The organism is Cloacibacterium rupense (assembly GCF_014645495.1).
In the GTDB taxonomy this organism is placed as follows: Bacteria; Bacteroidota; Bacteroidia; order Flavobacteriales; family Weeksellaceae; genus Cloacibacterium; species Cloacibacterium rupense.
This window is the reverse complement of the sequence record NZ_BMLV01000002.1, coordinates 645,177-664,483: the sequence shown is the minus strand read 5'-3', so window position 1 is coordinate 664,483 and position 19,307 is coordinate 645,177. Positions and strand designations below refer to the sequence as shown.

Below are 19,307 nucleotides of genomic sequence, written 5' to 3'. Positions count from 1 at the left end.
ATAGACACTTGTTGACCAAATAATCAAAATGCCCAAAATCGATAGATAGCATACTTTTCTTCCAAAAAACCTTAGTTTTCTAGAACGCAAATTTTTATTAAATTTACTGATAGAAATTTCTTGAAATGAGAACCAAAATTCAAAATCAAAATCCTGATTTTCAAAACTTCAGTTTTAATTCAAATACTGAAAATTATTCTTTTGAGAAAGATGGACTTCAGTTAAAATCTAAATACACTTCTGAAGACAGTAAAGAACTTACCTTAAAAGGTTTTTCCGCAGGAATCGCCCCTTATTTACGAGGCCCATACTCTACCATGTATGTCCAAAAACCTTGGACGATTCGTCAATACGCAGGTTTTTCTACCGCCGAAGAATCCAATGCTTTTTACAGAAGAAACTTAGCGGCTGGTCAAAAAGGACTTTCCGTAGCCTTCGATTTGGCCACACACAGAGGTTATGATTCTGACCATCCAAGAGTGGTTGGCGATGTAGGAAAAGCGGGAGTTGCTATTGACTCTGTAGAAGATATGAAAATTTTGTTTGACCAAATTCCGTTAGACGAAATCTCAGTTTCTATGACAATGAATGGTGCTGTTTTACCGATTCTTTCATTTTATATTGTTGCGGCAGAAGAACAAGGCGTTTCTCAGGAACAACTTTCCGGAACTATTCAAAATGATATTTTGAAGGAATTTATGGTAAGAAATACTTACATCTATCCACCGACTCCGTCAATGAAAATTATCGCTGATATTTTTGAATATACTTCTAAAAATATTCCAAAATTTAATTCCATTTCTATTTCTGGTTATCATATGCAAGAAGCAGGCGCAACGCCCGTTTTGGAAATGGCTTATACTTTAGCTGACGGTTTAGAATATGTAAGAACAGGAATTAAGGCAGGAATGAATATCGATGATTTCGCGCCGAGATTGTCGTTTTTCTGGGCAATTGGGATGAACCATTTTATGGAAATTGCCAAAATGAGAGCTGCAAGATATATTTGGGCAAATCTTCTCACTCAATTTAATCCTCAAAATCAAAAATCTTTAGCATTAAGAACGCATTCCCAAACATCTGGCTGGAGTTTAACAGAACAAGAACCCTTTAATAATATCACAAGAACGGCAATTGAAGCTCTTTCTTCCGCTCTTGGTGGAACGCAATCGCTGCATACCAATGCTTTAGACGAAGCAATAGCTTTGCCAACAGATTATTCGGCAAAAATTGCAAGAAACACACAAATTATCCTTCAGCAAGAGTCTGGAATTTGTGACGTAGTAGATCCAATGGGAGGAAGCTATTTGGTAGAATCTATTACTCAACAAATGATTGAGGAAGCTATGAAATATATAGACGAAGTAGAAAAAGAAGGCGGAATGACCAAAGCTATTGAAGCGGGAATTCCGAAAATGAGAATTGAAGAAGCATCTGCCATAAAACAGGCAAAAATTGATAGCGGTGAGGAATTCATAATTGGCGTAAACTCCTTTAAATCAAATCTTAAACAGCCAGAATTTGAAATTTTAGACATTGATAATACCGAAGTTAGAAGAAAACAAATCAAACGTTTAGAAAAAATAAAATCAGAAAGAAATACGGAGTCCGTCATCCAAATATTAAATACAATTCGTGAATGCGCAAAATCTGGTAAAGGAAATTTATTAGAGCTCTGTATTGAAGCTGCAAGAAGAAGAGTAACTTTAGGCGAAATGAGCGATGCAATGGAAGAAAGTTTCGGACGTTATAAAGCCAACATTAGAACCATTTCTGGAGTATATGCTATGAATGCCAATAAAAATGAATATTTCGAAAAAGCAGTTTCCTTAACCCAAAAATTCGAAGACGAGGAAGGAAGAAGACCAAGAATTATGGTTGCAAAAATGGGTCAAGACGGTCACGATCGTGGTGCAAAAGTAGTAGCAACGGCTTTCGCAGATATGGGATTTGATGTAGATGTTGCTCCGCTCTTCCAAACTCCAGAAGAAGTAGCAAAACAAGCCGTGGAAAATGATATTCACATTTTAGGCGTTTCGTCTTTAGCCGCAGGTCACAAGACACTGGTTCCACAAGTGGTAGAAGAATTAAAAAAATTAGGCGCAGATGACATTACGATTGTAGTAGGTGGTGTAATTCCGCAACAAGATTATGATTTCTTATACCAAAATGGTGCAGATTTTATTTTCGGACCTGGAACTAATTTACCGAAATCTGCGGTGGAGATTTTGGAGAAGTTTTTGAAGTAAAACATCTATTTTGCCACTAATTCACCAATAAAATTTTGATTTCGTTTCAATTAAAACAGTAAATGCAACTACATTTCCACAAAACCGAACTTCATCTAAAAGAAACATTCTCCATCGCTTACGGTAATTATGACAAGCGAGATGCTTTGGTCGTAAAATTATCTCATTTAGGAAAATACGGTTACGGAGAGTGCGTTGCCATCAACTATTATGGTATCAATCTGGAAGATTTTGTTCTGAAATTAAAAGAAATTCAAGCTAGAATTGAAAATCAAAAAATCATTCATCCAGAAGAATTTTTTGCTTTCTTAGAACAATTTCAGCTTCATCATTTTTTACTTTCGGCGCTAGATTGTGCGTATTGGGATTTGTTTGGGAAGTTAGAAAACAAAAGCTTCTCAGATATTAATCAACTGGAAAACAAAATTTTAGCAGAAAGCTCCATCACTGTTTCGATTGCAGAAATAGATGAACAAATTAGAAAAATAGAAAACAGTTCTTGGAACAAATTTAAAGTTAAATGCAATGGTTTTAACCTAAAAAACACCGAAAAATTATTGAATTTAAACCGAAATATCGCGCTAGACGCCAATGCAAGTTTCACCAAAGAAGATTGTCTATTTATTCAGGAAACATCTGTATTTCAGAAATTAATGTACATAGAGCAGCCTTTAGAAATAGGGAATTTCGGAATTTTAAAAAACAGCAATTTAGTTAATTGGATGGCAGACGAAGATTGCCAAGACATTACTTTTTTAGAAAAGCTAAAACCTCATTATTCTTCCATCAATATTAAACTAATGAAATGTGGTGGTTTAACTCCTGCGTTAGAAATGATAACAGAAGCCAAAAAGCTAGGCTATAAAATTATGCTAGGCTGTATGACGGAAAGCTCCATAGGAATTTCTGCTGGTTGTTCTTTAGCTGGTTTGCTAGATTTTGCAGATTTAGATGGCGCTAATTTGATTTCTAATGACTATGCCAATGGAAACTCTGTGAAAAATGGCAAAATTATTCTTTCTGAAAAACCTGGATTAGGAATTTCTTTTTTAGGATAATTTTTTTAAGATTTTTCAACTTAAAACCTAACAAATATCATTGAAATCAATCATATTCTAAATTTCGTGAGTTTTTGAAATTCAGTGTAACTTTATCATCGCAAAATTTCTCAACTATGGAAACCACTACTTTACAAAAAATAAATAACTTAATAAAAGATTTACCAGATTACTTAGCAGAAGAATTACTAGAGTATGTGGAATTTCTAGTTTATAAATTCCACAAAGATGAAAACCTAAGTGATGAACAAAAAAGAGTGATCCTAAGAGGTTTAGAAGATATAAAATATGGTAGAACTCATATAGAACCAGAAAAATAATTTTTACGATTAAATCTAAATTTGATTTAAGAATCTGTAAAATCTGTTGTAAAATCTAATCTCAGCTTTACCCTAGAACTCACTGAAGCTCCAGCACAAACTGCAGGCTTCCAAAGTGTCTTGATCCTAAGTAATGAAAACTTAAGGTCAACGATGAACATTTCTGCATTCTGAACTTTAGGTTCTACTACTATATTTTTCATTTTGCCATCTTTATCCACATCAAAACTCACATAGAAAGTTCCATTAAGAGAATAGGAATTTCTATCTAAATAAGCGTTTGCATATTTTTTAAGTTGTTTCACAAAAACTTCTTCACCACCCGGAAACTCTGCTTTAGAAAATTGAGAATTAAAATCAGATTTCTTGCAAGTATACACTTTATTGAGTGTAAAAGGTTGTCTAATATCTAATCTAAAAGTATTTCTGCCGTTTTCTGACAACAATAATTGGTCTTCATTTCTCATCTCTTCTAAATCATTTTGTGCAAAACAGAATGATGAAAAGAGTAAACTCATAAAAATTAAATTTTTCATTTTTTCATTTTTTGGATTGAGATTTTTTCTAAAAACTAGAGTTTAAAGTTACAAAAAAAGGCTGCAAATTATTTACAGCCTTTTTAGGATATTTCTATATTTTTTACCTTGCAACAAAAGTCCTATTAAAATATTGCATGCTATTACTTTTTTCTGATTTATCTTCCGCATTAATATAGTACTCTATAGGAATTGAAACTCTTATTGAATTTACTTCATCCTTGTTTAATGCAGTCTTCCAATTCTTTTGGGTTCTAAGAACAGCTCTATAAACTTCTTTTTCAAAAGATGAATCTTCTGCTTTTGGAAAAATATTAAAATTTTCTATTTTACCATTTTTATTAATATCAAATACTATTTCTGCATTTCCATTGAAATTATATTCTTTCAATACAGATATGAGATTTTCATTCAAATCAGAAATTAATTTTTCTCTGCCTCCTTTATATTCTAAAGAAGAACCTTGTTGAGCCCAAAAAAACATTGAAAATAAAATGCTCAATAATGATATTAATTTTTTCATAAACTATTTTTGTTTAAAGTTAATAATTTTTTACAAAACTTCAATTTGATTTTTCAATAAATCTTCAAATTCTTCTCTTTTTCTAATGAGGTGTGCTTTTCCGTCTAAGAAAAGAACTTCGGCAGGTTTTAATCTCGAATTGAAATTAGAACTCATTTCAAAACCATAAGCTCCGGCATTTCTAAACACCAAAACATCACTCTCTCTTACTTCGTGCAATTTTCTATCCCACGCAAAAGTATCGGTTTCACAAATATTACCAACTACCGTGTAGATTCTTTCTGGCCCTTTTGGATTGCTAAGATTTTCTATGATATGGTAAGAATCATAAAACATAGGTCTTATTAGATGATTAAAACCAGAATTTACGCCTACAAAAACAGTTGCCGTAGTTTGCTTAATCACATTAGATTTCACCAAAAAATGACCAGATTTTGAAACCAAATATTTACCCGGTTCAAACCAAAGTTCGAAATCTTTACCCGTCTCTTTTTTGAATTTAGAAACCGCCTTTTCTACTTTTTTACCTAGAGATTTCACATCGGTTTCCATCTCGTCTTTTTTGTAAGGAACCTTGAAACCGCTTCCCATATCAATATATTTCAGATTTGGGAAATTCTCAGAAAGTTCAAACATAATTTCTAAACCTTGCAAGAAAACATCAGGGTCTTTTATTTCGCTTCCTGTGTGCATGTGAAGTCCTTCTACATTTACACCCGTGGTTTTCATCACGCGTTCTATGTGGCGCAATTGGTGAATAGAAATCCCAAATTTTGAATCGATATGCCCAGTAGAGATTTTATAATTTCCACCAGCGAAAATATGCGGATTGATTCTAATAAAAATAGGATAACTGTCCCCAAATTTATTCCCGAATTGTTCTAAAATAGAGATATTATCAATATTAATATGTACTTTCTCCGCCATTGCCTCTTCTATCTCTGCCAAATCTACACAGTTAGGCGTGAAGAGAATTCTCTCTGGAGAAAAACCAGCTTTCAACCCTAATTTTACCTCGTTGATGGAAACACAGTCTAAATTGGCGCCCAATTTTTCTACATATTTTAAAATATTAATATTGGTAAGCGATTTACAAGCATAGAAAAACTTGGTTTGCTCTCCGAAAGAAGTTTTCAGTTTTTCGTACTGAGTTTTAATAGAATCTGCATAATAAACATAAACCGGTGTACCGAATTCCTGTGCAATGTTCAATAAATCTTGGTTGGTCATAGGGTTAAATTTTTAATTTTTAAAACATAAAAAAAGCAGGACTTTTCTATCAAGAGCCTGCTTCGTATGTAAATTTCTTTTATTTCAATAAAAATTATTGCAGCTCTTTAGAATAAGACCATTTCTTAGCCTTAGGAAAGTGTTTCTTTCCCTTAGAAGAAGTAGATTTTATCTTTAGAATTGCGTTCATTTTTAATTTTTTATCTAATTTTTTGCCAAAAGTAATAGATAATGTTCAATTATACAATATTTTCAGCGCTATTTTTCAGGAAGTTGTACAATTTCATATTCTTTTTTAAGTAAAGAGAGTTTCAGTTCGTTGGTAATTTCTGGCGTTACTTTCTTCACTTCTATCTGTAGTTTATTTAGTTTTTCTCTAGATTGTATCTGGTGATAGAGTTCGTAATATCCAAAACCGATGAGTTTTCCCTTTTCTAAAATCAAGAAAGACTTTTCACCAAGGTTTCTGCCTTTTCCTATCCAGATTTCGTTTCTATTTTTCAGGGAAATGGTTTTTTCTAAAAGTTGATGATTTTTTAACAACTCATCTTGATTGATGTAATTTTTCACTTTATTTCCTTGCGAAAAATTTTTAAATTTTAGAATTGGTTTTTCCTGATGTTTTGAATTTTTATCAACTAAATATTTATCATTTTTGTAGAACAAACCGTACGGTAAAAATTGTTTTTTGCTCTTATTTCTATTGATTAAGACCAACTTAGCAATGGTATCTGTACCTGTTAATTCATAGGTAATTTGCTCTACTTCGTTTTGAATTTCAACAAATTTCTTGGATTTAGAATTAAAAATTTTCTTTGAAACCTTAAATAAATCATCAACATATTCCTCAAAAATAATTGCGCCAGATGCATTTTGAAAATACAAAAAGCCTTTTTCTGATGGCAAATCTTGGGTTAATTCTTTGATTTTATTAATATAGTTTTTAGCATTACTCTCTTCGTGATGTTGTTGGATGATTTCTTTGCTATTATCTTTGGTTTTCAACAACTTAAAGAGTTCCAAAGTTGCTCTAGCATCGCCACTTGCTCGGTGTTCATCAATCAAAGGAATTCCGATGGATTTACATAATTTCCCAAGAGAATAGCTGTCCTGATCAGGAATTAATTTCTTGGCTAATGGAATGGTGTCTAACGTATTGATTTTAAATTCATAACCTAATCTTTTGAAACTCTGTCGAAGCATTCTGTAATCAAAGTCTATGTTATGCCCAACCAAAGTTGTACCGTCTGTAATTTCGATGATTCTTTTGGCAATTTCGTGAAATTTAGGTGCAGATTTTACCATTTTTGGAGTGATTTTGGTCAATTTTTGCACAAAAGGAGTAATATCACTTTCAGGATTTACTAGAGAAATAAATTGGTCTGTAATTGTGTGACCATCATACCGAAAAATAGCAACTTCTATGATGCTTTCTTTTCGGTAACCAGCTCCGTTGCTTTCTATGTCTATTATGGTGTACATTATTTTGCTTTCAGCAATCTGCTTTCAGCAAAAAGTGAATGCAGAATTTTAATAAAATTTCCCACAAATTTACATTTTAAAAATTTGTGGGAATGATAAATTTCTACAAAATTATTGTTTTATAAACTTAGTTTGATAATATTTCTTATCCGAAATCACTTTTATCACATAAGTTCCTGTTTTCAATGAAGAAACATTCATCTGGTTATTGCTGATTCCTAGTTCTACTTTTATCAATCTTCCGTTAACATCATAGATTTCTACTTTTTTTACCTTTTCCTTGGTTTTGAAAGTGAGAATGTCTTTTACTGGATTTGGATAAACTGAAATTTCTGATTTTGAAAATTCTTGGGTTGATAAATTATTCTGAACCGTTGTAATGGCTTCATTGGTTGCAATTGGGAAATTATAATCAAAATAAATATCGGCTTTATTGCTAAAGGTATTTCCTACTACCAATGTTGGCTTTGTTTTAATTTTAAATAAAATATAACCATCGTTATTAGCATCATCAAAAGGAAGCTGTATGTTTTCAAAGAAAAATTCTACTTTATTGCCTTCTGTTATTGTCATTCTGTAAGGATGTGATGACTTAATTGGTTGCAAACTTTCTACATCAAATTTTGTAGTATCAATCATATCTTTTACCACTACATTTACTGCATTGGCTGTTCCTACATTTTCGAATCTGATTAAATAATGTACATCATTTCCTACTAAATCTGGGGTAATTATGTCTCCTTCTAGACAAGTTTTATCATTGGGATCTACAGAATTTACAACTGTTTGATGTAAAACTAAATTATTATCTTTAGGTGTTTCATCATTATTAATTGGGAAAATTTTTGCTGTAAAAGTGAGTTTATCACCTGCAATTAATGGATCTGTAGGATGGGATGGCGGATTTAGTTTGAAGGTTATAATGAAGCTTTTTTGTTCAAAAGGTTTTAAATCTGTAAAATTCCAAACTAGATTTGAATTTACATTAGTATCTGGAGGCAATTCTGAATTTACAAAACTCACTTTATTGCCTTGATAATCAAGATTTACATTTCCTGAAAGTGTAGTATTTCCTTTGTTGAAATACACAAATCTATAAGTTGCGTCAAAACCTGGTCTTGCTTGTGAAATTGGCACAAATTGTACTTCTAAATCATTATGCGTTCCATTTGGAACTACGCAGAAATTTTGAGTGAAAGTATTTTTGTTAGTATTTGGAAAATTTATGGTTGCTGAACTCGGTGTAACTGTATAATAATCTAAATTTTCTAAAACAGGAGTAAGCACAAAATTTCCTGCATCTGTAAATAGTTCATAATTACCTTGTAAATCAGAAATTGTAGTACCTACATCTTGTCCGTCTTTAGTTATTTTAATTTTTAGTTTTGAAAAATTAGCGTCTGTAGTTTCGCAACCATTATTATTAATATCTAATTTTACATTTCCTAAAATATTATTATAACTTCCTCCTGGTTCAAAACTGCAATAAGAATTTATTGATGGTGGCGTACATGCTTCACATGTATAATTAATTGTATTTATTTCACTTTCATCACAACATATATATTTCAAATTTCCTACCGATGCATTTAATTTGGTATTAACACCATTTTTTATATTAATAAATTCTAATGCATTAACATAAGCTTCTACTAAAACTACACCCGTTAAAGATAAATCTAGAGATTTCAATTTATTAAATTGACAAATTAGTTCTTGTAATTTTGAATTTTTTAAGAGATTTATATCTGTTAGCAAATTATTAGAAATATTTAGATATTTAAGTTGTAGATTGTTAGACACATCAATTGACGTTAAATTGTTATAACTAATTCTAATTTCTTGCAAATTATCACATCCTTTACAATTAAAATCTGCGATTTTATTTATATTAAAATTAACCTTTAACAGTTGTGGTAAGTTATTCAGAGTTACATTAGAAATATTACTATTATTAGAAATGATTTCCTTTAAATTTGGAAAATCACTAATATTAAGACTTTGAATATTGCCATAACTAATGTCAATGCTATTTAACATTGGCAAGTTTTGTATACTTATATTGTTGAGATAAAAATTGTCATTTAGTTTTATCTTCTCTAGACTTGGCAAGTCTTTTACTGCAAAATTTCCACTATAACCACTTGCACTTATATCTATAATTTTTAAGCTTGGAAGGTTTACAAGTGTTAAATATCTCACTTTACTTTTTGAAGCATAAATTTCTCTCAATAAAGGAAGATTACTTAAATTTAAAGTACTTAATGAATAATTGTTTTCACACTTAAGAACTTGTATATTTTTAAAATAACTAATTTCATTAATACCTGATAAAGAGCCATAGCCTGTTTCATCATTAAGATTTAACATTGAAATATTTTCTGCTTCAGATATTTGTATTTCATTATCTTTATTGCTATCTACAGCTACAAAATTACCATTGATATCTTGAGCTATGTTATTAGTTGGGCTAGAAGAAAGCAATTTGTCTTTAAAAGAGGTATTTAAAAACCAAATGTCTTGAGCCTCTAAACTAACAAAAAAGAAAAGCGCAAAAAGAAAAAATAATTTTGTTTTCATGGTGTTTTCAATGGTGTTAAAAAAGAAAAAAGGAAGCAAAAATTGTTCATTTTTCTCTATTAATGATATATTTCAGTTATCGTCTCATCTTCAAGCCAAACATTCCTAAAACAAATTTAGCACCTTCTCTTGCCAATGTATTAGTAAAAGTTCTACCAGCTCTAGATTTTAAAACTTGCTCGAACATTCCTGGTTCTTCTTTGGGTTGTCTTGCTGTAGATTTTTCTTGTTCTACTTCTTGTTCTACTGCTGCTGCTTGTTCCATTCTTTTCGCAAGAATTTCATAAGCAGATTCTTTATTAACGTCTTGATTATACTTTTCTGCTAAATCTGATGCATTTACCAAATCATCTATCTCATCAGAAGATAAAACATCCATTCTAGATTCTGGCGAAATCAAATACGTTTGTACCAAAGGTGTAGGAATCCCTTTTTCATCAAGAGCAGTAACAAAAGCCTCTCCAATTCCTAAATTTTGAATTAAGTTCGCTGCATCATAATACTCTGTAATAGGATAATTTTCTACCGCTTTGTCTATTTCTTTTCTATCTTTTGCAGTAAAACCACGTAATGCATGTTGAATTTTTAAACCTAACTGAGCCAAAACATTTTCGGGAACATCTCCTGGAATTTGGGTAATAAAATAAATTCCAACTCCTTTAGAACGTATCAATTTCACCATGGTTTCAATTTGTGAAAGTAGCGCTTTACTTGCTTCATTGAAAATTAAATGCGCCTCGTCTATAAAAAGAACCAGTTTTGGTTTTCCGCTGTCTCCTTCTTCAGGAAAAGTCATATAAATTTCGGCAAAAAGCGAAAGCATAAACGTAGAAAACAATTGCGGTTGATTTTGTATATCAGCAACTCTCAAAACATTTACCACGCCTTTTCCGCCTCTTGTTTGTAATAAATCCTCTACATCAAAACTCGGTTCACCGAAAAAACTCGTTGCTCCTTGTTGTTCTAAAGCAACAATAGAACGGAGAATTGCACCTAAAGAAGCAGGAGAAATAGCTCCATAATTATCTGCTAATTCTTTTTTACCCGCATCATTATCGGTAACGTATTGTAATGTTTTCTTGAGATCATCTAAATCTATTAAAGGTAAGCCTTTATCATCAGCATATTTAAAAACAATAGACATTATGCTAGACTGAGTTTCATTTAATCCTAAAATTTTAGAAAGTAAGACTGGACCAAATTCTGTAACAGTAGCTCTCAATTTCAAACCTTTTTCAGCAGAAATGGTCATTAATTCTACAGGAAAAGATTGAGGCTGATAAGGTAATTGGGTTTTAGCATAACGCTCATTTATTTTATCATTTTGTTCACCTTCTACCGCAATTCCAGATAAATCTCCTTTAATATCCATCACCAAAGTAGGTATTCCTTTGTGCGAAAGTTGTTCTACAAAAACTTGCAAAGTTTTGGTTTTACCAGTACCCGTAGCTCCAGCAATCAGGCCATGCCTGTTAATGGTTTTAAGCGGAATATTTACATCTACTTCGGTGATTACTTCTCCGTCTAGCATTCCTTTTCCTAGAACTATGTACTCTCCTTTTGGTTGGTATTTAGCGTTGAGCTCTTCAATAAATTTTGTTTTGTCTGCCATTTCTGTTTTTTTGAAAGCCTAAATTTAGTAATATTTCAAAAACTTTATTGAAAATTTTAATTGAAATCTACGCAAAAGAAAAAAATGATAAATATCAGTTTTTGATTAAACTCAAATTAATATCTTTGCAAAACTGATGAAATTCTTCATTTCCATATTGCTTTCGGTAATGATTTTTGGGGCCAGTTTCCAAAACTCACTCTATTTTATTGATTATCAAATTAATAAAGATTATTACGAAGCATTGTGTATCAACAAACAAAAACCAGAGTTAGACTGTTCTGGTAAATGTCAGGTAAGAAAAGAGGCTCAGAAAGAAGAAAGCCCTATTTCGCAAATTAAGTATTCTTTTGAATTACATGTGCTTCCTGCTAAAAATGCAGAATTCATTATTAAAAATCCTGTAGTTTTTTCAGCTAAAACCAAGATTGTTTCCATTAACCATACACTCACTCTAGATGGTTATTTAAAAAATGGTTTTCAACCGCCCGAATTTTTAGTTTAAACCTAATCACTTATTTCCACACTTTATTTTTGCAATTATATTTTTAATTGCGCATTTGTTTGTATTCATTTTTCAAAAAAATGAACACTCAATTATCCTATTTGATTAATACTTAAACTAAAATTTGTATAAAAATGAAAAAATTCAGAAACATTATATTGGCATTAACGGTAAGTTCTTTAGCACTAGTCTCGTGTAACAGAGATGATGAGGCAGAATTCAGTGCAAATGATAAAAACAACTTAACTTTAAAATTTGAAAACACTATAGACAACGTAGGGACAATTACTGTTGGACAAACCGTTTTAACCTCATCTTCTGGGCAAAAACACACTTTTACTTCTTTGAAATATATTGTAAGCAATGTAGTTTTAATAAAAACAGACGGAACTGAAGTAAAATACAATTATGACGATCCAGATAAAGGTGCATTTATTGTAGATCAAGCAACCACAGCTACTAGTAGCAATTTTGTATTGTCAGACATTCCTGCTGGTGATTACAAACAAGTAAGATTTGGTTTGGGTATTTCTCCTAAAGCATTTACTCTAGGGCAAGCAGGACAGGCTTCTTTTTGGGACAAAGCAAAAGCTAGCAGCATGAGCTGGAGTTGGGCTTCTGGTTATAAATTTGCCAATTTTGAAGGTAATTTTGGTGACACTTCTGGTAGCGCACCTATAGTTGCTAATAAATTTCAATTTCATTCTGGTAACATAGGAGATCCTACTGTTTCTGCAACTCCAAATGTCTATAAAGAAATTACCCTTACTCTTCCTAGCAATGCTAAAGTTAGAAAAAATATTGCTCCTCAAATTCACATTATGGCTTCTATAAATAAATTTTTGAGTGGGAAGAATAAAATTGTGTTAGATGACACCAATAAAATAGGAATGCATCCTACAAAACCATTAGTAGCACAAGGAGTGGAAAACATGACTGAAATGTTCTATATAGACCACGTACATAACGATTAATTTCTTCAAAAAAAACTATTGGCGAAAAGACTTCGTCAATAGTTTTTCTTTATTTATACTATGAAAAAATATTTCATTTTGATTGTGGTGATATTTAGTTTTTTTGTTCTCTTACAATGTGATAAAGACGAAGACATTAATTATCCTACCAATTCAAAAATAGATTTAAAATTACCGTCTAATTTCCCTGCAACTAAATTTAATGTAGCAGGTTACGAACCTACAGTTTATGGCGTAGAACTAGGGAAAAAACTATTTTATGACGGCAGATTAGCAAAAGACAACGCCGTAGCTTGTGCGTTTTGTCATATACAAGAAAATGCTTTTACACATCACGGGCATTCTATTAGCCATGGTGTAGAAGGCAGAGAAGGTTTCAGAAACACACCACCTATTCAGAATTTAATATGGTTAGATAAATTTATGTGGGACGGTTCTGTTACGCATTTAGAAACTCAACCCATCATCCCGATTACCACTGAAGTAGAAATGGACGAAACCATGTCTAACATAGCTGTAAAACTAAAAGATGATAAAGATTATCAACGTCTTTTTACCATAGTTTACGGTGATAAAAACATTACCGCAGAGAGAATTTTGAAAGCAATAACACAATTTGTTTCTACGATGATTTCTGCAGATTCTAAGTATGATAAAGTAGTACGAAATGAAGGTGCTAGTTTTACTGCTGATGAGCAACAAGGCTATACAATTTTTAAAAATAAATGTGCTACATGCCACGCTACAGATTTATTTACAGACCAATCTTACAGAAATACAGGAATTCCGTATCACCCTATATTTAAGGACGAGGGCAGAAAAAGAGTCTCAGGAAAAGACGAAGATTTTCTGAAATTTAGAGTCCCGAGTCTTAGAAACGTAGAATATACCGCTCCATATACTCACGATGGAAGATTTCAAACATTAAAGGCATTGCTTGATTTTTATAGTGATGGTGTAGTTGACAATCCGAATTTAGACCCAGAATTTAAAAAAGTGCCAGGTAAAGTAGGAATTCCACTTACTGAAACAGAAAAAACTTACCTCATCGCTTTTTTAAAGACACTAAGCGACCAAAAATTTATTAGCAATCCTGCCTTTGCAGAATAATTTTCAAGAATGAAAAATTTATTCATCATTTTATTATCTACGTTTGCCGTAACTCTATTTGGCAAGAACATTTCAGACAGTTTGCAAATCCCGAGGGTAACTGAAAATCATTTTTTGTTAGACGATTGTGACGCTTGTGGTTGTTCTGCAGGCGGAGCTTCTTCTGGTTTTGAGAGCATTCTCAATCCTCAATTCATTGGTGTCAAATACCTTAATCAACATTATAAATCAAAAATTTATCAATTTGAATCTGAACCAACTCATAGTGAAAGATACAACACGCTTCAACTTTGGGCTAGAATTCCTGTTTGGAAAAAATTTGAAATTTATACTTCTGTTCCTTATCATTTTCACGAAAAAGAGGGTAATCCGAAGCAAAAAATAAACGGCATAGGAGATATTTCTGTAATGGCCATTTATCAGATTCTGAACACTGAAAAAATTAAAAATCAGAAACTTCACTTCGGACTGGGGATGAAAATACCAACAGGAAAATTCAATGAAGCCAATGCAAGTTCATTCAACCCAAGTTTTCAGTTAGGAACAGGCAGTTGGGATTATTCAGCAATTGTAAATTACACCTATTTCAAAAATAATTTTGCTGCCCAAATTACAACGGATTACACCTTCAAAAACCAAAACGAAAAATACTACCGATTTGGTGACCAATGGAACTCTCAACTTAATCTTTACTACATATTGAATTATAATAATTGGAAATTATCTCCAAAGATTGGAGTTCAGTATGAAAAATATTTTGAAAATGTACAGTTAGGAGACCCTGTTCACAACACTGGTGGTTATGCTATTTTAGGAAAAGCAGGGCTAGAAGCATCTTTCAGAAAAATAAATATAGGTGCAGAATTTCAAAATCCTTTTGTTTCAAAACTTAATAATAATATGGTGGAGATTATCTCTAGAAACTCACTGTATATCAATCTTAATTTCTAAAAAATGAAATCTAAAAATCTTGCTGCTCTCTCTTTAGCAGCTTCCACTGTTGTTTTTGCACAACAAGAACAAGACAGTTTATACAAAAATATAGAAGTAGTAAAAATTACTAAACTCACTACAAAATCACAAAACAAACAAAACCTAGAAACCAAACAATCTGACAATCTCAATCACGATGCTGGTAAATTTCTGAATTCTTTACCTGAAATCAACGGAATTAGAAAAGCAGGAAATTATGCTACAGATCCTGTTTTGAGAGGTTTCAAATACGAACAATTAAACATCGTAATAGATGGTGCCGCAGCTGCCATCAATGCTTGCCCTAGTAGAATGGATCCTGCTGTTTCTCAAGTTAACCTAAATACTGTACAAGAAGCAGAAATTTACAAAGGTCCTTATCATTTCAGAAACGGAAATTCTTTTGGCGGAACCATTAATTTCATCACCATTCCTCCTATTTTTACAGACAAAACAAAATTAGGCGGTAGAATTTCTACAGGTTATGAAACCAACGGAAATGTAATTAGAAATGAAGTTTTAACGCAAGTTTCATCAAAAAAAATAGTTTGGGATTTATTCGGTTCTTATCAGAAAGGCGAGCGATATAAAGATGGGAATGGCAACGAAGTTCGCTCTGCTTTCCTTAGATATAACATTGGCACTAAAGGAAATTACAAATGGAATGAAAATAACATTACCACGCTACAAATCAACACCAATCAAGGGAGAGATGTTGAATTTGCGGCATTGAGTATGGATTTGATTTATGACAAAACGTGGATGTATCAATTAAAACATTTGGCAAAATTCAACCATAAATATTTAAAACAAATTGATTTTAATTCTTACGTTACAGACGTGAAACATTCTATGGGAACTCCTGATAGAAAAATGGTTTCTGATGTGAAATCTTCTACTTACGGCGCAAGAACAGAAGCTAAATTTGCTTGGAATAAAAACACATTTTATACAGGCTTTGATTACAAACACGAAGGTGCTGAAAATATTAAAATGACAATGCCTCCCTCAATGCCAATGAGAGACGGAACTGCTTGGCAAGATTCTCACATCAATCAAATAGGTTGGTTTAATGAATATCAATATGCTTTCCCGAATTCTAAATTGGTGGTTTCTTTGAGATTTGACTACAATGAAGCTGACGCAAAAGATTTATCTAAATTATTCAAAACTCTTTATGGTGACGGAAAATCTAGTGACTTCAACCATAATGTAAGTTTGGGCTACAACCAAAATTTAACCAAAAATTCACAAATAGGAATTTGGGCAGGGCGAGCACAAAGAAGCGGAAGCTTAACCGAAAGATTTATCAATAGATTTGTAGTAGGAATAGACGCTTACGAATTGGTGGGGAATCCAGACATAAAACCAGAAACCAACAATCAGTTAGATTTAATTTACACCTACAAAAGAGAAAATGTTTTCTTTCAAGCAGATGTTTTTTATTCTCATCTACAAGATTATATAACGGGAGTTGTGGTACCTATAAAGCCATATTCTATGTCTTCGCCAGGAACTAGACAAATTCAAAATATTGATAAAGCTTATAAAACTGGCGCAGAAGCGAGATTTAATTGGCAATTTTTACCAAAATACAGAACAGAATTAGCAGCAGCTTACACTTATGCGGAAGATATAAAAACCAATAATCCTTTGCCAGAAGTTGCTCCACTAGATTTCAGATGGAGTTTAGAAGCAGATTTTTCGCCAATTACTTTAGGCGTTAATTACAGATTTTCGGGTAAACAAGATCGCATCAATCCTAATTTTGGAGAGTTAAAGACCAAAGACTTTTCGGTTTTTGATTTCAATGCGAGATACAATGTATTCAAAAATGCAAATCTTACATTTGATGTACTTAATATTTTTGACAGAGCTTATTCTGAACATTTAAGTAGAGCTTATTCTACTGATAAAGCCAAAAGAATTCTATCTCCTGGCAGAAGTTTCAACGTGGGATTTAGTTACACTTTTTAAAAATTTTCATAAACTATCACTTTAATTAAAAACCTTTTTTGCTGAAATATTGCAAAGAAGGTTTTGTTTTTTGGGACTTAAAATCGTGACAAACCTCATCTATAAATAGAACTTTATCAGCTAAAAAAGACTTAAATTTGTTAGACTTCATTCATTAAAAAATAAAGTTATGGATAAATCAAAAATTATATCAGCCATTATAGATGAACAAGAAAAAGTAATCAATAATCTAAAATCATCCGTAGAAAGATATAAGACAGAATCTGACCTGGATGAAAACCAGACCTTAGATCCAGAAGATTATGCCAGACAAAGCGAAGCCAAAGATATGCAACTTCGGTACGAAAAATTGCTAAAAATAGCGAAACAAAACCTTCAAATTTTAGAAAAATCTACTTCAGAAGTCCACACAGAAATAGAAGTAGGAACCCTAATAGAAACCGATAAAAATTATATTTTTGTGGGAGTTTCGGTTCCAGTTTTCAAATATGCCGAAAAAGATGTAATTTCGGTATCTGAAGATGCTCCAATTTTTAAGACTTTAAAATCTAAAAAAATAGGTGACGCAGTAGAATTTGGGAAAAATACTCTTAAAATAATTAGTTTTAATTAAAAATATGTCAACAACAACAGAATTTAGTGCCACGCCAGAACTTCTATCTCAGTTATACGAATATAGCATTATTAAAAACTACGAAGCTGGAGATATTATATTAGACGAAAATGCAAGAATTCGTTCAATACCTATCGTCACAAAAGGTAGTATAAAGGTAATGAGAACCGAAGAAGACGGCAGAGAAATCTTGTTGTATTACATAAAAGCTGGTGAAAGTTGCGTAATGTCTTTTCTTGGTGGTTTACACGGTGAAACTTCTAAAGTAAAAGCAGAAGTAGAGGAAGATGCCGAAATTCTATTTCTACCAACAGAAAAAGTTACTCAATTGATAAAAACGCATCCAGAATGGCTAGATTACATTTTCAAATTATACCATAAAAGATTCGAAGAATTGCTAGAAATGGTAAACGAGGTGACTTTCAAAAAAGTAGACGATCGATTGCTTTCATTACTTCATAAAAAATCTATGCTTAACAACACAAAAATGATACATACTACTCATGAGCAACTTGCTAATGAACTAGGAACCGCAAGAGTAGTAGTTTCTAGATTGTTAAAATCCTTAGAAGAAGATGGCAAAGTAAAACTTGGAAGAAACAAAATAGAAATTTTGTAATTTTTTTAGAAAATTTTCAGATTTACATCATTGTAAAAACATGGAATTTATAGGATACATTTTCGCTATAATTATTGGCATAATCCTAGGACTAATAGGTGGTGGTGGAAGCATCCTTACGGTACCAGTTTTTGTATATTTATTTCATCTTGATGCCATCACTGCTACTGCATTATCACTTTTTGTGGTGGGCGTGTCTAGCAGTATTGGTTCTATCAATTATTCTATAAAGAGATTAATTGATTATAAAACCGCTTTCATCTTTGGAATTCCATCTATTTTTGGTGTTTTATTTTCTAGAAGTTTGGTAATCCCCAATTTACCAAATATTATTATTAATGATTTCGGAATCACTATTACCAAACACACATTTTTACTCATCATTTTTGCTGTTTTAATGCTAATTTCAGCCTACAAAATGATAAAAAAAACAGATAGAAAATACTTAAAAAATACAATAGAACCAAACTTCACTTTGCTGGTTTCTCAAGGATTAATGGTCGGAATTCTTACAGGATTAATTGGCTTTGGTGGAGGGTTTTTAATTGTTCCTGCACTTGTTCTTTTACAAGGCAAAAAAATGAAAGAAGCGGTAGCCACATCATTATTCATTATTTCATTAAACTCTTTAATTGGCTTTTTAATCGCTCAAAATACTACAAAAATTGATTGGGATTTCTTATTAGGATTTACTTCTTTGTCCATTTTAGGGATTTTCATTGGAATTTTAATTTCCAAAAGAATAAATAGCAATCAATTGAAACCAATATTTGGTTGGTTTATTCTTATGATTGGACTAATTACTGTTTTGAAAGAATTATTCTTATAATAAATTTAGTATAGAAAATTGATATAGACCGCGTCTATCATTTATGTAATTTTTGTTACTGAAATCTATGGCAAACTTTCACAATTTTGCATCACACAAAAACACTTAATAATAAAAA

At 31.8% G+C, this 19,307-nt stretch carries 17 protein-coding genes; 11 read left to right on the top strand and 6 right to left on the bottom strand.

Going from position 1 to position 19,307, the window contains the following annotated elements:
- Positions 1-125: 125 nt before the first annotated feature.
- From scpA to IEW40_RS07080, 3 genes are all read left to right on the top strand, one after another.
- Positions 126-2,249 (top strand): methylmalonyl-CoA mutase, encoded by a 2,124-nt coding sequence (gene scpA, locus IEW40_RS07090; protein ID WP_188617369.1) that lies wholly within the window; start codon positions 126-128, stop codon positions 2,247-2,249.
- 62 nt (positions 2,250-2,311) lie between these two features.
- The gene (locus IEW40_RS07085) at positions 2,312-3,307 is read left to right on the top strand and encodes an enolase C-terminal domain-like protein (protein WP_188617368.1); all 996 of its coding nucleotides are present in this window, start codon (positions 2,312-2,314) and stop codon (positions 3,305-3,307) included.
- Positions 3,308-3,423: 116 nt separating this feature from the next.
- Entirely contained in the window at positions 3,424-3,627 is a 204-nt protein-coding gene (locus IEW40_RS07080) for a DUF2281 domain-containing protein (protein ID WP_188617367.1), read from the top strand.
- A 26-nt stretch (positions 3,628-3,653) separates the two neighbouring features.
- Here the strand turns inward: IEW40_RS07080 and IEW40_RS07075 are convergent, their stop codons facing one another.
- The 6 genes from IEW40_RS07075 to IEW40_RS07050 form a co-directional block, all read right to left on the bottom strand.
- Positions 3,654-4,163 carry a hypothetical protein gene (locus tag IEW40_RS07075; protein WP_188617366.1) on the bottom strand — a complete coding sequence of 170 codons (510 nt, stop codon included), beginning with the start codon at positions 4,161-4,163 and terminating at the stop codon, positions 3,654-3,656.
- A 103-nt stretch (positions 4,164-4,266) separates the two neighbouring features.
- Positions 4,267-4,686 (bottom strand): energy transducer TonB family protein, encoded by a 420-nt coding sequence (locus IEW40_RS07070; protein ID WP_188617365.1) that lies wholly within the window; start codon positions 4,684-4,686, stop codon positions 4,267-4,269.
- A gap of 30 nt (positions 4,687-4,716) precedes the next feature.
- The gene (gene lysA / locus IEW40_RS07065) at positions 4,717-5,916 is read right to left on the bottom strand and encodes a diaminopimelate decarboxylase (RefSeq protein ID WP_188617364.1); all 1,200 of its coding nucleotides are present in this window, start codon (positions 5,914-5,916) and stop codon (positions 4,717-4,719) included.
- 258 nt (positions 5,917-6,174) lie between these two features.
- Complete coding sequence (locus IEW40_RS07060) at positions 6,175-7,398, bottom strand: 3'-5' exonuclease (RefSeq protein ID WP_188617363.1); 1,224 nt, start codon at positions 7,396-7,398, stop codon at positions 6,175-6,177.
- Between the two features lie 111 nt (positions 7,399-7,509).
- Positions 7,510-9,978 (bottom strand): DUF7619 domain-containing protein, encoded by a 2,469-nt coding sequence (locus tag IEW40_RS07055; RefSeq protein ID WP_188617362.1) that lies wholly within the window; start codon positions 9,976-9,978, stop codon positions 7,510-7,512.
- A gap of 76 nt (positions 9,979-10,054) precedes the next feature.
- Positions 10,055-11,590: a helicase HerA-like domain-containing protein gene (locus IEW40_RS07050; RefSeq protein ID WP_188617361.1), complete on the bottom strand. Its 1,536-nt coding sequence runs from the start codon at positions 11,588-11,590 to the stop codon at positions 10,055-10,057.
- A gap of 136 nt (positions 11,591-11,726) precedes the next feature.
- On the opposite strand from IEW40_RS07050, the gene IEW40_RS07045 reads away from it, so the two are divergent.
- The 8 genes from IEW40_RS07045 (at position 11,727) to IEW40_RS07010 (ending at position 19,189) form a co-directional block, all read left to right on the top strand.
- Positions 11,727-12,095 carry a hypothetical protein gene (locus tag IEW40_RS07045; protein ID WP_188617360.1) on the top strand — a complete coding sequence of 123 codons (369 nt, stop codon included), beginning with the start codon at positions 11,727-11,729 and terminating at the stop codon, positions 12,093-12,095.
- Positions 12,096-12,229: 134 nt separating this feature from the next.
- A complete protein-coding gene (locus tag IEW40_RS07040; RefSeq protein WP_188617359.1) occupies positions 12,230-13,069 on the top strand; it encodes an MbnP family protein in 840 nt (279 codons plus the stop codon).
- A 60-nt stretch (positions 13,070-13,129) separates the two neighbouring features.
- Positions 13,130-14,179: a cytochrome-c peroxidase gene (locus tag IEW40_RS07035; protein WP_188617358.1), complete on the top strand. Its 1,050-nt coding sequence runs from the start codon at positions 13,130-13,132 to the stop codon at positions 14,177-14,179.
- A 9-nt stretch (positions 14,180-14,188) separates the two neighbouring features.
- On the top strand, positions 14,189-15,130 hold the full coding sequence (locus IEW40_RS07030) for a transporter family protein (protein ID WP_188617357.1): 942 nt from the start codon (positions 14,189-14,191) through the stop codon (positions 15,128-15,130).
- A gap of 3 nt (positions 15,131-15,133) precedes the next feature.
- Positions 15,134-17,128: a TonB-dependent receptor domain-containing protein gene (locus tag IEW40_RS07025; protein WP_188617356.1), complete on the top strand. Its 1,995-nt coding sequence runs from the start codon at positions 15,134-15,136 to the stop codon at positions 17,126-17,128.
- A gap of 169 nt (positions 17,129-17,297) precedes the next feature.
- Positions 17,298-17,741 (top strand): hypothetical protein, encoded by a 444-nt coding sequence (locus IEW40_RS07020; RefSeq protein ID WP_188617355.1) that lies wholly within the window; start codon positions 17,298-17,300, stop codon positions 17,739-17,741.
- 4 nt (positions 17,742-17,745) lie between these two features.
- Complete coding sequence (locus IEW40_RS07015) at positions 17,746-18,360, top strand: Crp/Fnr family transcriptional regulator (RefSeq protein WP_188617354.1); 615 nt, start codon at positions 17,746-17,748, stop codon at positions 18,358-18,360.
- Between the two features lie 40 nt (positions 18,361-18,400).
- A complete protein-coding gene (locus IEW40_RS07010; RefSeq protein ID WP_188617353.1) occupies positions 18,401-19,189 on the top strand; it encodes a sulfite exporter TauE/SafE family protein in 789 nt (262 codons plus the stop codon).
- Positions 19,190-19,307 lie beyond the last annotated feature (118 nt).

Coding starts and splice junctions, on each gene's coding strand:
- IEW40_RS07030 (WP_188617357.1), top strand. CDS start 14,189: ATGAAAAATTTATTCATCATTTTATTATCTACGTTTGCCGTAACTCTA.
- IEW40_RS07020 (WP_188617355.1), top strand. CDS start 17,298: ATGGATAAATCAAAAATTATATCAGCCATTATAGATGAACAAGAAAAA.
- IEW40_RS07085 (WP_188617368.1), top strand. CDS start 2,312: ATGCAACTACATTTCCACAAAACCGAACTTCATCTAAAAGAAACATTC.
- IEW40_RS07045 (WP_188617360.1), top strand. CDS start 11,727: ATGAAATTCTTCATTTCCATATTGCTTTCGGTAATGATTTTTGGGGCC.
- IEW40_RS07070 (WP_188617365.1), bottom strand. CDS start 4,686: ATGAAAAAATTAATATCATTATTGAGCATTTTATTTTCAATGTTTTTT.
- IEW40_RS07060 (WP_188617363.1), bottom strand. CDS start 7,398: ATGTACACCATAATAGACATAGAAAGCAACGGAGCTGGTTACCGAAAA.
- lysA (WP_188617364.1), bottom strand. CDS start 5,916: ATGACCAACCAAGATTTATTGAACATTGCACAGGAATTCGGTACACCG.
- IEW40_RS07040 (WP_188617359.1), top strand. CDS start 12,230: ATGAAAAAATTCAGAAACATTATATTGGCATTAACGGTAAGTTCTTTA.
- IEW40_RS07050 (WP_188617361.1), bottom strand. CDS start 11,590: ATGGCAGACAAAACAAAATTTATTGAAGAGCTCAACGCTAAATACCAA.
- IEW40_RS07015 (WP_188617354.1), top strand. CDS start 17,746: ATGTCAACAACAACAGAATTTAGTGCCACGCCAGAACTTCTATCTCAG.
- scpA (WP_188617369.1), top strand. CDS start 126: ATGAGAACCAAAATTCAAAATCAAAATCCTGATTTTCAAAACTTCAGT.
- IEW40_RS07035 (WP_188617358.1), top strand. CDS start 13,130: ATGAAAAAATATTTCATTTTGATTGTGGTGATATTTAGTTTTTTTGTT.
- IEW40_RS07025 (WP_188617356.1), top strand. CDS start 15,134: ATGAAATCTAAAAATCTTGCTGCTCTCTCTTTAGCAGCTTCCACTGTT.
- IEW40_RS07055 (WP_188617362.1), bottom strand. CDS start 9,978: ATGAAAACAAAATTATTTTTTCTTTTTGCGCTTTTCTTTTTTGTTAGT.
- IEW40_RS07080 (WP_188617367.1), top strand. CDS start 3,424: ATGGAAACCACTACTTTACAAAAAATAAATAACTTAATAAAAGATTTA.
- IEW40_RS07010 (WP_188617353.1), top strand. CDS start 18,401: ATGGAATTTATAGGATACATTTTCGCTATAATTATTGGCATAATCCTA.
- IEW40_RS07075 (WP_188617366.1), bottom strand. CDS start 4,163: ATGAAAAATTTAATTTTTATGAGTTTACTCTTTTCATCATTCTGTTTT.